Below are 14,570 nucleotides of genomic sequence, written 5' to 3'. Positions count from 1 at the left end.
CGATTTAATGACGGCATATTACCACTAAAATAGTATTTCAAAACTTTTCAGCTTGTCGGTATAGTTCGCCCCTTTTATGGGGTTTCCCTTGAGTTGCGAAACAATATTGAGTCGCAGATTCCCACAGTGAAACAGCTGACTACTTTGGTCTTGGTGCATATATTTACAGTTGCTTCCAGTTTGTTAAGTTAAGATTCCAGAAAACCTTTCTTCTACTATAAATGTTCGGTTTATTCAAAGAATTCAGCGCCAGTATGGATACCGCATTAAGGCAGGAACTATATGATTCACGCATTATTTAACGCCCCGCGAATAATTAAACGCTTCCTATGTGTCAGTTTTGATGCGCTAGCCATGGCTGCCGCCTATTATTTGGCCAGCTGTATGCGGTTAGGTACATTGGTACCGCCAATTCAGAGCAAAGAGGTGTTTACTATAAGCATCACCATTGCTATCAGTCTGTTTATATTCATTCGGCTGGGAATGTATAGAGCGGTATTACGCTATATGTCTACACAGGCAATGATCACAATTGGTATTTGTGCCTGTGTTTCAGGTTTAGTCTTAGCAATCGTCAGTTTTTATGTAAATTCCTATGTGCCGCGTTCTGTTCCCTTTATTTATTCTCTATTGCTTTTTATCACTATCGGTACGCCCAGGCTGTTGGTACGCAGCATTGTCCAGATGCTCAATCACCGGGTTGCAGACAGAACAACTTCTGTATTCATCTACGGTGCCGGTCATACCGGTCACCAATTAGCTGTAGCCTTACAGGCAACCCCTTATAAGGTGGTAGGTTTTATAGATGACAACCCCTTATTGCATCGAACTACCGTAGCAGGTATTAAAGTTTACGGCGCTCATTCACTGCCACAATTGTTGCAAAATAAAAATGCAGAAAAAGTCTTGTTGGCGCTGGGCAGTGCAAGCCATGCCGCGCGCGCGGCAGTGTTGAAAAAGTTGGAGCCCTTGGCTATTGAAGTGCAAACAGTTCCCGCCGTTGGCGATATTCTTAGCGGCAAAACCAAAATCGAACAAATTAAAGATGTAGATATAGAAGACCTGTTAGGGCGTGATCCCGTTAAACCAAACCCCAAGCTTATGCATGCCTGCATAGAAAATAAAATTGTTATGGTCACGGGTGCCGGCGGCTCAATTGGCTCTGAGTTGTGCCGGCAAATTGTTAAGCAGCGCCCCAAAATTCTTATTTTATTTGAGCTTAATGAGTACGCGCTCTACAGCATAGAGCACGAACTGCGCAGTGAAATGCGTGGTCAGGAAATAGAGTTAGTGCCCTTGTTGGGCTCAGTGCAAAACAGAGAGCGCCTTGAGTCTGTAATGAGCACCTTTGCTGTACAAACCGTTTATCACGCCGCTGCTTATAAACACGTTCCTCTGGTGGAACATAATATTGTTGAGGGGGTGCGCAATAATATATTTGGAACCTGGTACTGCGCGGAGGCCGCCATTGCTGCCAAGGTTGAATCTTTTGTGCTTATCTCAACAGATAAAGCCGTGCGCCCAACCAATATTATGGGTGCTACCAAGCGTATGGCAGAGCTTGTATTACAGGCACTGGCGCAGCGCCAAAAAACAACCCGCTTTACTATGGTTCGCTTTGGTAACGTGCTGGGCTCGTCTGGGTCTGTTGTTCCTTTGTTTCGCAAACAGATTAAGGCAGGCGGCCCTGTAACTGTTACTCACCCGGATATTATTCGTTACTTTATGACAATTCCCGAAGCTGCGGAGTTGGTAATTCAAGCTGGTTCAATGGGGTTGGGTGGTGATGTATTTGTATTGGATATGGGTGACCCAGTAAAAATTGTCGACCTTGCGCGACGTATGATCCATTTATCTGGTTTGGAAATTAAAGATGAGGCGCATCCAGATGGTGATATTGCAATTGAATACACCGGCTTGCGTCCTGGTGAAAAACTTTATGAAGAGTTGTTAATTGGCGATAATGTAAGCGGTACCGAGCATTCAAGAATTATGTCTGCGCAAGAAGTGTGTTTGAACTGGCCAGAAACAGAGTCTCTGATTTCTGCCCTTGCAATAGCATGTGACAGTTATAAGTGCGATGACGTAAAAAGTATTTTACTGGCTGCTCCTGCAGGATATCGCTCAACTGAATCATTAAATGATTCAGTTTGGGCAAAAAAAGAGAAGAGCAACAAGTTGAGACTTGTTTGATGGTGTGTGTTTGCTAAAAAATTATTAAGAGCGGATTTAGCAGTGAAGTAAAATATGCTATTAAAACTATTTAATAGCATCCCCGTAGCCACCACCTAATACGGTGATAAAAATATATTTAAAATACGCACTTAAATTAAGCGATTCCAACATTTTTCTATCTGTTTTGGCTAATAAATCCGGTGTCGACATATCAATGTTTTTGACTTGCGCAAGGCCGGTTATGCCGGGTCTTACATTGAATACTGCCAGTGCCTCGCGTGCAGATATTAGTTCCGTTTGGTTAAATAGACATGGTCTTGGTCCAACTAAGCTCATGTCTCCAACCAAAACATTCCATAATTGAGGTAATTCATCCAGCTTTGTTTTGCGCAGAAACTTTCCCAGCGGCGTGACCGAAGCTGCTGGTGCTAAATGACTAGCCACATCTTTTGTATCCACCGTCATTGTTCGGAACTTAATCAGGACAAAGGGTTTTTTATTTTTCCCTACTCGCTGCTGAAAGAAAAGTGGTGAGCCAGTATCAAACATACCAACAATAAAAATAATAATAAAAACAGGTATGCCTATTAGTATTCCAAAAAAAGAAAAAAGAAAATCAAAAACTCTTATCATAAATTAACCCTCCTAATTAGATCTTGTACTGCAGAGTCAACTGCTACCAAAGTGCCGCATTTTTTGTCCAAAAACCATAAGCCCAACAATCTCTTAGTGGGTCTATTAGGGTGGGGAATAGTTTTTTTACTTGCTCACAATCATTAGGGTTTAAGGTAATTAACTTATAATTCGCACCATTCGAGCGATAAATATATTGATGGTTTCCGGAGTCAGTCCTACGTGGATCGGATGGGAGTTTCTCCAGATATTTCGGTACCAGCCCTTTGATCCATTGTTCGCTTGCTACACCATGATCCGTATAAAGACCATCGTAGCCATTGGAGCTGATGGGGTATTGTCTATTGTCTAGTTTATATCTTTCCAGTGCATAGATAATCTCGGTTAAGTCCCTAATACGCTGAGGTGTTGATTCGTTAATCTCAGGAGCAGGATATTGGGTGACAGGAATAATCTGATCGGAAGTTTTATTGGAGCCTTTTTCACAGGCCGAAATAAAAGAAATCAGAAAAAGAATAAGCCAAAATTTTAGGGGCGGAACAGACATAATGTTGATTTTCATTAAGCGGAATTTCATAAGTGTGGGAGGCTCTTTGTTGGACCCCACTTGCTCTTGCGGTAACAAAGGGGGGCATATCAATAAATCCGGTTACATAAATAATTAAAACGAATAGAAAATCTAAGTATTCATCCTAGTGATGAAAATAAAATAGCATAAATATGTAATATGTTATTTTGCCTTGTTTTTATAAGCGTTAATGGTGTTCACTATACCCTCATTTATTGTAAAGGGGGGGGTCCATCCAATTAAGTTTCGCGCTTTAGCTGAGTCGATTTGCAAATTCCCAGTCAATCGATCAATAACATTGCGCTTTCCTGTAACTGTCCCGGCAAATTTAAACAAAAATACTGGGATAGGTATTAGAAGTGGAGACCGATTGAAGGCAGCACGCATTCTTTTCAATAAGGAAGTTAACGATAAGTCTTCACCATCAGAAATAAGGAAGGTCTGGTTTGCTGCTGCAGGATGATCAATACTTGTGATGATAAAATCAACTAAATTTCCAAGATATACCATGCTCCGCTTATTGTTTACAGCTCCAAAAGGCAAGGGTATTGGAAGGGCCGCAATCTTAATCAATTTAAGAAAATTGGCTTTAACTCCGGGACCATAAATAAGGGGAGGTCTAATGATTACAACTTCCATGCCTGTTTCTTCAGCAATAGCTCGTAAACCATCCTCCGCTTCCATTTTGGATATTCCATACGGATCTTCAGGCAACGCCTTATCCTGCTCGGTAAAAGGTTTCTCGTTAGTGGATTCTCCGTTAACTTTCAGCGAGCTGATAAATATAAAACGTTTTACTTTTTTACTTGCTGCTCTTCTAGCCAGCTCCAATGTTCCGTCCACATTTACTCGTCTAAATTCAACGATCGGATCACTATCATTATTTAGCATAATGTGAACGCGCGCCATTGTATGAATCACGACATCAATGTCTCCCAGCATTTCCGTAGCATCAGCAAGGTTGCTAATGTCTTCGACAATTTTTTGGGACGCACTTTCCTTAATGGACGGATTATACTTACGTGACAATGTAACAACCTGATGCCTCGCGCTTGAGCAAACCTTATTTGTCAAACACTCACCCAGGAAACCGGTGCCCGTTATTAAAATATTCAAGATAATCTCCAGTTATAAATTTATTTCACTTAAAAATTTCCCAACTATCGATTTGGCCGTGTAGCGATCCTTGATGTCTATAGATGGAGTGCAAGTTCTTAATAAATTTTCAATAGGTATATTCTTAATTGTTGGCTGATAATCCACGAAATAAGTGATACCCGCTTCTTCTAATAAATCTGTAGTTGCTCCTGTGTTGCTAAAATTAATGACAGGTTTATCATAACTAATATATTGAACAACTTTTGATGACAGAAACGGGTTTGGCGAAAAATTGGCATCTATATTAATAACAGCATCAAAATTTTCATCGATCAATTTGCTTACCACAGGCATCGGCATGAATGGCCAAATATGCACATTATTAAACGAATTTTTTACTGCAACTTCTTTAATTTTTTTTAGCCCGGACTCTTTCAGCATTCGATAAAAGAAACCTTTTTTCTCATATAAAATATTTCTTACACCTCCAAAAATATGAACGGACACATTTTCATATTGAGAGAAAAATTTAAACATCTGGTCTGGCTTTCTATCGCCATACAATGAGCCTAGAAAAGCGAAATTATACTGCTTACCTTTTGTTGAAGACGCAATGTTATTATATGCATCAACAATATTTTTAGGATAATTTGACTCGCTTACCGGTATTGTGGAGTTACCCTGTGAGGTATGTGCTATCGGGTTGGGCAAAACAAAAAATCTACTAACATCAAAACCATTCTGCTTGTATAAAGATATACTCCGGCTATTAGTTTGAGTAATTATATTTCCGGATGCAATAACTTCACGCTCAATTGCCCCCAAATTTTTCTTACGTAGCTGTGCAATCCCCATTTTAGAATAATAAGGATTCACAGAGCCTACGTCTCCAAAAGAGCAAACGCATCGTATTCCATATTTCTTATTTATATGAACAGCTATAGAGTGAATGGATACTGGGTCACTTCTTAAAAATATTACGTTATAGTCAGCTAAATTAATATCTTCCAATATTCCGCAACATTTTTTAAGGAAATCCCCCCCTTCCACACCTGAAATTTTTTTTTGTAATTTATTAAATAAAAATCCTGTACTGATTGTATAATGTTGGTTGATACCAAAATCTCTTGGATTTATCGACATGTGTGGCGAAATCAAATCAACAGTCCAATTGTTTTGAATAAATCCTTCAATAATAGATCGAGAGACGATTCCCTCCGGGCTGTTTTTTAAAGCCACCTCAGTTCCTATAAAAAGCAATTTCATGTAATTTATTTACCTGTGATTAATGAATAAAAACGACGAGTTAAAAAGTCTCGTTTAAATTGATGCTCTATATCGGAGTAGAAAAGTGTCGAGCTTTTCTCTAGAGAAATTAAGGTGTCAACCACTTTCTTTAGCGAGTGATTGCTTTCTACGTAATCTTTACAGGAATTCCTGAATTCCATAGAGTGAATGTTTTCTCTTAACTGTATTTGGTCAAAAGATTTGGATTGTGGATTTTTTTCAAAGCCGCCCAAGTCGAAGTTTTTCGTTTGAGGCAACGGAGTGTATGACTCAGGATCGCCCACTTTTAAATAGGTAGGAGCAACAATAAAAGACGGTATCCCATGCGCAGCAGCTTCCAAAACTGAGGTGCCCATGGCGAAGGCGGCATCAGCTCTTTCAATTAATAAACTCTGTAAGGCCTGGTTAGTAATTTGGCCATGTCTTACTATCGCGATTTTTTTAGGCTCTATAACTAGGCGCTCTTCTTTTCCACCCCCCACAATATGCAAGACAATTTCCGTTTGGGAATATGAGCTCCATGTGTCCAGGTCTTGAATTAATCGATTTAACGAGCCTATTTTAAAATCAACCAATCTTCCTATCCAAAAAATTTCAAACTTATTCTTAGGCTTTAATTTTTTTTCAAAATTTCCGGGCTTCACTTCGAAGGAAACTGGTATCGGGAGAAATGCCAGTTTTGCATTCCCCTGTAAAAATTGGTTTGCGGTAGTGTAATTTTCATTGTCCATAAATAAAAGAGCATTTCTTTCCGTCGCCATGTTGAAAAGAGACTTTGCAAAATTTATTTGGCTGCGGAGAAAAACCAGATCAATAAATTTCTTAATTTTTGAATATGGCTTTAGCTCCTTGTAGAATCTAAAGGGAAGAATAGGAATACAATTTAGTGGATGGATTGACCAAAACAGAATTTTAGTATTTCTCTTTAATTTCAAATTTGAAAGCGCTTCATATGAAAAATTTGGAGGAATAAATATAGCATCGCAATCTACTGTGCAAGATTCCAGAACGGAGGATATTGAAACTAAATCCTCTGATGATCCACCTAATTTTATGAATGCGCCATTTGAGTAGTCTATTATCTGACTTTGTATGCCTCTTGACTTCAATTCGGACTGCAATCTATAAAATAGAATTTCTGCTCCACCTATAATTCGGCTAGGATTGTAAAAGGCGATTTTCAATGGGCAGCCCTCTTGGTTGCGGCAACAAATTTTTCAATAATTATGAAGACAAACAGTTGAATTGGATTTACATACTGTGACTGATAAAAATAGAATAAAAATAGAATAAAGATGCCAGCAATAAATAGTAAATAGCTTCTTGATAGAAAAGTTTTCCCTAAAACGTATAAAGGATAAAAAATAAAAGGTAAGGACAGTATTCCGAAAACATACACAATATACGGAAATAATGCCTGGGGTTTTAAATTAACCCCCTCGTTATAGAGCGCACCAATAACTTCATGCCGAATAAGAATTTGCTCTAATCCATACCTGTCTAACAGATCCGGAAGAGCCTGTGAATATGAATCCCCTGGTAATAAAAATACTCTGTCGAGACCATCTAGAATTGCTACTGAATTTAGAATAACCCTGGTGCTGGCGCTAGGATAGTTTATTGCTAATTCTTGATAATCCTGGCTCTGAGAGAAAACTGCTTCAATTAGCGGAAATAACTCGTTTGCAAATCGCTCAACAGAAAATACAAATCCCATGATTGATGCGCCGGCAATTAAGGCGACATAAATTTTCTTTTTGGTGCTGACGTTTGAAAGGCTTATTAACATGATGATTAAAAAGTAAAAAAAGCTTATTAAGGAAAATGTACTTAGTAAAATTCCCAATAAAAATATCTGCGTCATCCTTGAGGTAAAATAACGCTGATTAAAGCCGAGTGTGTAGACGAGAGTTATGAAAAATATATATGTTGCTGCATAGGAGGGTTCACTTGATAGATATGAAAGGCCTCTTCCCCCTTCAAAGCTAACATATCGAGGAAAAATAAGGGATAACCAATCTCCTAATCCCAGTAGTGTCAAAGCGGCTATAGATATGTGAATAAGAATAAAAAATTTATAAAACCACTTTGTCCCATATCCTAGGGAGTTATAAAGTAGAAACGCTAAAAAAAGGACAAGTAGTAACTTAAAAAGCTCTTGAACAAACTCTCTCTCTAGCTGTGACTGCAATATGGCAGTTGCTGACATTAGTAAAAAATATATCAAAGCAACAAAGAAATAATTAACTGATACCTTCTTAATTGCAAGAAGAAAAAATCCTAGTGCAAGAAGAAAAATGGGCTGCGTTTCCGCTAACGGGGGAATTAGTGGTATATACATCAAAGATATGAAAAGAAGCGCCAGATTTTGATATACGAGAGAGCTGGAGGTTTTGATTGTAGCCATCTTGGCGCCCAATAAGTAATTAAACGCAATGTTTAGGTGATGAAGCTTTTTTTGAGCTTCTACTAATAATCGTATTGGTTAATATATTGGATAACTTGGCGCTTAATCTTTTTTCTATAAGCTCATATGTTAAGAACGAGAAGACAAGAATTATAAATATTAGAAATATAATGTAGCCGATGTTGTTGGTGTAAGAGCTCATTCCATAATTATTTAATACTCTTGTTATTGAGAGACCAATAACAGTGTGAGTAATGTAAATAGAAAATGATATGTTGCCCAACCACATGAGTATTGAATTTGGTTTCCATCCTGCGCCTGATTTTTCAGCTATTGCAAGGCCAAGCACTAATGCTATAGCTCCCAGCCCAAATCCAAATATTCCAGGGCGCCCTGCGAATCCACTTAAATATTGCCAGATAGAAAATGAAACAAGTATTGCTGTTAGCGATAGCCCTAAATGTTTTGGAATGGAAATATTTAATAGAAATAATTTACCTATAATTGCACCCAGAAAAAATTCGAGTACGCATGGGTGTGGTGCTTGCTGTATGTAAAGAGAAAAAACTGGAGCTTTGCTTGCAATCTCTAAATAATCAATAGTATTTGATTTTATTAAGAAAAATATGACGATGTAGAAAAATATTATTGTCCATCTAAACCTATTAGTTAGCAGGCATAGAGAAAATAATAAATAGAAAAATATTTCTAAGTTAAGTGTCCATCCCACATCTAAAGTTGGATGAGGCAATACTGGATAAAATAGTAAGCTTAAGGCCGCACGCTTTAACTCTTCTATGGTTAGCCAATCTAAAGTTAATAAAAATAACACATACAATATGGTGCCAAATGCATAAAGCGGCCAAATGGGAGTAAATCTTTTAGCTAAAAAAACCACAGCGCTAAGTTTTCCTCCTTGAAGTGAATCGGTTGAATAAACCATAATAAACCCGCTGATAACAAAAAATATATCAACGCCCGCAAACCCATTTGCAAAAAATAAATTTAATAGGGACAACTCAAATTCATCAGTTACTGTTGGCTTGAAATGCCAGAGCAATACAATTCCGGCTGCTATTGCTCGTAAGGCCTGTATAAAAAAAATTTGTCCCTTTACTTCTGGAACGGTTTTATTCATTGTTTTTGTCATAATATATTCGTTTTGCTGAGCAAGGAGGAGTGTAAAATTTTTGTAATAGTCTCAGATGCTGTTCCGTCTCCATAAGGATTATGCGCCATATTCATTTGCTTATATTTAACTTCATCTGTGAGTAAAAGCTCAACTTCACTAACTATCTTGTCAGCATCAGTTCCTACTAATTTTACAGTTCCCGCCGTGACAGCCTCGGGTCGTTCCGTTGTATCCCTCATCACTAAAACAGGCACACCTAAGGATGGTGCTTCTTCTTGTATTCCGCCTGAGTCAGTTAATATTAAATAAGATTTTTTCATTAGATATACAAACGGTAGGTAGTCTAAAGGCTCGATTAGATAGACATTACAAATGCCGGTCAAAAGTCTATTTACAGGCTCTCTGACATTTGGATTTAAATGAACGGGGTAGACTATATCGATATCAGGGTTGTTTTTTGCCAAGGCTGATAGCGCCTTGCATATTTGTTCAAACCCTTGCCCAAAACTTTCTCTACGGTGCCCTGTAACTAACAAGACTCGTCTTTGTGGTGAGAGAAAATTAAAAAGGGAAGAAAATTTTTCTTCTAATACGCTATTTTCATCAAGGCGTTTGCTTGTACTTAGTAGGGCATCGATAACAGTATTGCCTGTAACATAAATAGTACTTTCCGGCACACCCTCTTTCAGAAGATTTAATTTAGATGATTCTGTCGGTGCAAAATGAATGTTTGTTAGCGCGCCTGTTAGCTTTCTATTCCCCTCTTCTGGCCATGGTGAATAAATGTTACCAGTTCGGAGGCCTGCTTCTACATGCGCCACAGGAATGCGATGATAGTATGCGGCCAGGCTTGTCGCAAAAGTAGTTGCTGTGTCACCATGCACCAATACCACATCAGGTTTAAAATCTGCAAAGACGGATTTTAAACCGGATAAAATTTTGCACGTAATATCAGTTAAATCCTGGCCTGGCTGCATAATATTTAGATCATAATCGGGCTTTATTTCAAATAACTCCAAAACCTGGTCAAGCATTTCGCGATGCTGGGCCGTCACACAGAACTTCGCCTCGAAACTTTTATTTTGAGCAAGTGCAATCACAACGGGAGCCATCTTTATCGCTTCTGGTCTGGTACCAAAGACGCATAATGTTTTAATCATATTCTGACTCCATCAAATAATAATTTTCTAACGGCAATTGCCACAAAAATCCAATAAAACAGGTAGTTCACTGTATAGGCGATAACTACACCACTTAATCCTAACTCTCGTGTGAATAGCCATGAGAGCGCCAAGTATGACAACGAAAAAATTATTTCTAGGGTGATGTAGGATGACGACATCGCTTTGCTGAGCATTAAGTAAGCTAAAATCCAGCTTCCTATTTTTAATATATCCCCGATCAGTTGCCATGCAAAAAGATCTCGCATGGGTAAAAATTCAGAAGTAAATAAAAGTAAAATTAAGTAGTCTCGGAGCAGGTAAATAAAAACTACTCCGATTATTACGGAGGGAAGTATTACTTTATAACCCTGAATAATTTCAGATCTGATCTCGATAGAATTTCTTATCTCTGATAATCGAGGCAGATAATAAACGCTTAATGTTGTGGTAATTAACATTAAATAAGCACCGCTTAATCTCCACATCGCTTCTAAATATCCAGCAGATTGCCAGCCGAAGTTTTCACCTATATGTTCACGTAAAATTATTTGACTCAGCGGCACACATATAACAGACGTTAATGCCATTGCGGCAAACTTACTTAAGTTTAATGCTATCTCTTTATCTATTTTTCCAAAAAGGTGCTCAATCCTAAACCAACTGGTTTTATAGCAAAAGGTTAATGTTGCGAAAAAAGAAACAGATTGGTATAGAGCTAGCGCAATTAATGCACCGTACAACTTGAAATAAACTGCCAGTATAGTAGTGATAATTAACGCCAGGATACTTCCAGAAATATTGGCGAGCACATAGCGATTTATTTCTTTTTTTCCATTCAATATTGCTATGAGTAAGGTATTCAGAGTGAAGAGAACAAGTGCTCCGGAGAACCATAAAAACACACCTCCATAATCCTCGCTCTTTAAAAACCATGAGGCTAACGGTTTATTAAAGATTGCAATGATGATGGATGTCATCAGCGAGCCAAACAAAACAATCGACCCTGCGGTGCCCCAGACAAGGCGCTGTTTTGCCTCATCCTGATGATATTCAGCTGTATACTTCGTTACGCCAGTATTAATTGCACCGCTTGCAAAGGTTGTAATCATCTGCACGGCATTTTGAAACTGGCCAACTGCAGCATATCCTGCAGGGCCAACATAAATAGCTAAAACTTTATTAATGCCTAGGAGGGTTAGCATTTTGATAACTACGGCTAGCCCATTGAGTAGGCTTGTTTTAATAAGTGTCATTATGTAGCCAAAGGAGTAAAGTGATTACAAATTTGTACCACTTGTTCCGCCTCTTCCTGAGTTAATGTTGGCCCCATCGGTAAACTCAATACCTGTTTGTGTATGGATTCTGTGACGGGAAAGCTAAGATTTTCCCATGCTACATAGGCTTTTTGTTTGTGCGGTGGAATGGGGTAATGAATTAATGTTTGTATGCCATTTTCCGCAAGAAACTGTTGAAGATTATCTCGATCCTCACTACGTATAACAAATAAATGCCATGCATGGCTATTAAGTGTTAGTGGTGATGCTCCCTCTGCGAGAGGTAATTTGATTGCTGGATTTTTAATCCCGTCCATATAAAATTGTGCGATTTGGCGACGGTGTTGTGTTTGCACATCCAAATATTTTAATTTAACGCTGAGTATGGCAGCTTGGATTTCGTCCAGACGACTATTTACACCTTGATACAAGTTTTTATACTTTTCATGTGAGCCGTAATTGCGCAAAGCAAAGAGTGTTTTTGCAAGTTCGTCATCGTTAGTGGTTATTGCTCCTGCATCGCCCAGCGCACCCAGATTTTTGCCCGGGTAGAAGCTAAAGCCAGCAGCATGTCCCCAGTTTCCTGCTTTGCGGTTATCGAAGCTTGCACCGTGAGCTTGAGCGCAATCCTCCAGCATCAATAAATTATGGTTGTTAGCGATATCCATTAATTTTGGCATATCTGCTAACTGGCCATATAAGTGTACTGCTAAAATCGCGCGGGTTTTTGGGGTGATTGCCGCTTTGGTGTTAATCGGGCAAAGGTTGTAAGTTGCTGGGTCTGGCTCAACAAGCACTGGGGTGAGGTTGTTCTCTGTTATGGCAAGAATGCTGGCAATATAAGTATTGGCAGGAACAATAACCTCATCGCCGTCTTTTAATTTTCCTTGCTCTTTCCATGCGCGTAACGTCAGGATTAACGCATCCAGTCCATTTGCTACACCAATACAATATTTTGTACCGCAGTACTCTGCAAATTCTTTTTCAAATGTGGTTAGTTCGTTGCCGCAGATATACCAACCAGAGTCTATTACTCGTGTGCAGGCATCTATAAGCTCAGAGCGGGACTGGGCGTTTATTGATTTAAGATCAAGGAAAGAAATCATTCTGTTACATACCTAATAATTTTTGCAGGGTTGCCTACTACAACTGCGCGATCAGGGACATTTTTAGTTACTACTGCACCAGCACCTATCATGGCGTACTCACCAATTACTATGCCGGGTAGAATAGTTGCATTTGCACCGATACTTGCTCCTTTTTTTACAGTGATTCCTTTAAACGTATCGGGATACACCTTGGAGCGAGGCATGGCGTCATTGGTGAATGTTGCGTTAGGGCCAATAAAAACATCATCCTCTATGCGCGATCCATCCCAGATAAATACGCCGGATTTTACGGTTACATTATTTCCAATAATCACATCGTTTTCGATTAAGGTATGAGCGCAGATATTACAATTACTACCTATTTGCGCTTTTTCAAAAATGACACTGTATTGCCATATGCGGGTGTCGGTTCCGATATTGATGCTTTTTACATCAGAGTAATCATGTATTTGAGGCATTTATACCATCTCAATAAAATCTGAATAGTTGCGAATATAATCTGATTCATCGTAGTGTTCGCTAGCAAGAACCAGTAAAACGCAGTTTTCGCTGAAGTCGTGCATTTCATGCCAAACCATTGGCTCTATACGAATTGCTTTGTTCGGCGCATCTAACCACACATCTTCTTTTGCTTGTCCGTTATCCAATAGCATGCGGCATTTTCCTGCCACACATACTGCTACTTGCTCTAACTCTTTGTGTGCATGGAAGCCGCGCGGAACATCATGCTTCATGTTGGTCAGGTAATAGACTCGCTTTACAGAGAACGGGATATTTTTTTGCGCTTCCAGTATCGTGAGTTGACCTCGTTCATCACCTAAGGAATTTAAATCTATATGTTTTAACAGACTCATAAAGATTCCACCGCCAGATCCAAAAGATATTGTCCATAACTATTTTTACTTAACTGGTTGCCAACTTTCTTTAAAGCATCGGCAGAAAGCCACTTATTGTGAAAGGAAATTTCTTCCAAGCATGCAATTTTGTAACCCTGACGATGCTCAATGGTTTGTACAAACATTCCTGCTTCAAGCAAACTCTCGTGAGTCCCGGTATCTAACCACGCAAAACCGCGCCCTAGTAATTCTACGTGTAAATTTCCCTGTTCAAGATAAGCTTGGTTAACGCTGGTAATCTCAAGCTCGCCGCGGTGGGATGGCTTAACGTTTTTTGCGATTTCTATAACAGCGTTGTCGTAAAAATATAAACCGGTTACAGCAAAATTGGATTTGGGTTTTGCGGGTTTTTCTTCGATTGAAATGGCTTTTTGGTTTTTATCAAATTCAACCACACCAAAGCGTTCAGGGTCTTTTACCTGATAACCAAAAACAGTGGCGCCACTTGGTCTCGCTGCTGCTTCACGCAGCATAGGGGTGAAGCCCTGACCATAAAAAATATTGTCGCCAAGGACTAGGCATACAGAATCGTTGCCGATAAATTCTTCACCGATAATAAAAGCTTGAGCTAATCCATCCGGGCTCGGTTGCACTTTAAATTGTAGGCGTATTCCAAATTGGCTACCGTCACCTAATAATCGCTCAAAACTCGCCAGATCTTCAGGTGTGGTGATGATTAAAATATCTTGTATGCCCGCCAGCATGAGCACAGAGAGCGGATAATAAATCATCGGCTTATCGTATATGGGGAGGAGTTGCTTCGAAACTCCTTTGGTAATTGGATAAAGCCTTGTGCCGCTGCCACCGGCAAGAATAATACCTTTCATA

Annotated in this window: 14 protein-coding genes; 1 reads left to right on the top strand and 13 read right to left on the bottom strand. The window is 39.1% G+C overall.

The genetic code is table 11. The features are described 5' to 3' along the window. Window positions 1-282 precede the first annotated feature (282 nt). Window positions 283-2,193 carry a polysaccharide biosynthesis protein gene (locus NNX04_RS13550; RefSeq protein ID WP_261946116.1) on the top strand — a complete coding sequence of 637 codons (1,911 nt, stop codon included), beginning with the start codon at window positions 283-285 and terminating at the stop codon, window positions 2,191-2,193. Between the two features lie 66 nt (window positions 2,194-2,259). On the opposite strand, the gene NNX04_RS13545 is transcribed toward NNX04_RS13550, so the two are convergent. From NNX04_RS13545 to rfbA, 13 genes are all read right to left on the bottom strand, one after another. Next, window positions 2,260-2,808, bottom strand: coding sequence for a sugar transferase (locus NNX04_RS13545; RefSeq protein WP_261946115.1), 549 nt, complete (start codon window positions 2,806-2,808; stop codon window positions 2,260-2,262). Window positions 2,809-2,851: 43 nt separating this feature from the next. Beyond that, the gene (locus tag NNX04_RS13540) at window positions 2,852-3,385 is read right to left on the bottom strand and encodes a type II secretion system protein GspG (protein WP_261946114.1); all 534 of its coding nucleotides are present in this window, start codon (window positions 3,383-3,385) and stop codon (window positions 2,852-2,854) included. Between the two features lie 153 nt (window positions 3,386-3,538). Beyond that, window positions 3,539-4,492, bottom strand: a complete 954-nt coding sequence (locus NNX04_RS13535; protein WP_261946113.1) for a UDP-glucose 4-epimerase family protein — start codon at window positions 4,490-4,492, stop codon at window positions 3,539-3,541. 12 nt (window positions 4,493-4,504) lie between these two features. After that, entirely contained in the window at window positions 4,505-5,740 is a 1,236-nt protein-coding gene (locus tag NNX04_RS13530) for a hypothetical protein (protein WP_261946112.1), read from the bottom strand. A 5-nt stretch (window positions 5,741-5,745) separates the two neighbouring features. Then, window positions 5,746-6,945 carry a hypothetical protein gene (locus NNX04_RS13525; RefSeq protein ID WP_261946111.1) on the bottom strand — a complete coding sequence of 400 codons (1,200 nt, stop codon included), beginning with the start codon at window positions 6,943-6,945 and terminating at the stop codon, window positions 5,746-5,748. Further along, complete coding sequence (locus NNX04_RS13520) at window positions 6,942-8,168, bottom strand: hypothetical protein (protein ID WP_261946110.1); 1,227 nt, start codon at window positions 8,166-8,168, stop codon at window positions 6,942-6,944. Before NNX04_RS13520 ends, NNX04_RS13525 begins: the two co-directional genes overlap by 4 nt. A 19-nt stretch (window positions 8,169-8,187) precedes the next feature. After that, entirely contained in the window at window positions 8,188-9,318 is a 1,131-nt protein-coding gene (locus tag NNX04_RS13515) for an acyltransferase family protein (RefSeq protein ID WP_261946109.1), read from the bottom strand. Then, window positions 9,315-10,460, bottom strand: coding sequence for a non-hydrolyzing UDP-N-acetylglucosamine 2-epimerase (gene wecB / locus NNX04_RS13510; RefSeq protein ID WP_261946108.1), 1,146 nt, complete (start codon window positions 10,458-10,460; stop codon window positions 9,315-9,317). Before wecB ends, NNX04_RS13515 begins: the two co-directional genes overlap by 4 nt. Next, a complete protein-coding gene (locus NNX04_RS13505) occupies window positions 10,457-11,716 on the bottom strand; it encodes an O-antigen translocase (RefSeq protein ID WP_261946107.1) in 1,260 nt (419 codons plus the stop codon). The genes wecB and NNX04_RS13505 overlap by 4 nt, the downstream gene beginning before the upstream one ends. Continuing rightward, window positions 11,716-12,843, bottom strand: a complete 1,128-nt coding sequence (locus tag NNX04_RS13500) for a DegT/DnrJ/EryC1/StrS family aminotransferase (RefSeq protein WP_261946106.1) — start codon at window positions 12,841-12,843, stop codon at window positions 11,716-11,718. The genes NNX04_RS13505 and NNX04_RS13500 overlap by 1 nt, the downstream gene beginning before the upstream one ends. Continuing rightward, entirely contained in the window at window positions 12,840-13,304 is a 465-nt protein-coding gene (locus tag NNX04_RS13495; RefSeq protein ID WP_261946105.1) for an acyltransferase, read from the bottom strand. The genes NNX04_RS13500 and NNX04_RS13495 overlap by 4 nt, the downstream gene beginning before the upstream one ends. Beyond that, window positions 13,305-13,700, bottom strand: a complete 396-nt coding sequence (locus NNX04_RS13490) for a sugar 3,4-ketoisomerase (RefSeq protein ID WP_261946104.1) — start codon at window positions 13,698-13,700, stop codon at window positions 13,305-13,307. Continuing rightward, window positions 13,697-14,569 (bottom strand): glucose-1-phosphate thymidylyltransferase RfbA, encoded by an 873-nt coding sequence (rfbA, locus tag NNX04_RS13485; RefSeq protein ID WP_261946103.1) that lies wholly within the window; start codon window positions 14,567-14,569, stop codon window positions 13,697-13,699. The genes NNX04_RS13490 and rfbA overlap by 4 nt, the downstream gene beginning before the upstream one ends. Window position 14,570: the final 1 nt, after the last annotated feature.

Source organism: Cellvibrio sp. QJXJ (genome assembly GCF_024452345.1).
Taxonomy (GTDB): domain Bacteria; phylum Pseudomonadota; class Gammaproteobacteria; order Pseudomonadales; family Cellvibrionaceae; genus Cellvibrio.
The sequence above is the reverse complement of the archived record's forward strand: the minus strand, read 5'-3'. Positions and strand labels throughout refer to the sequence as shown.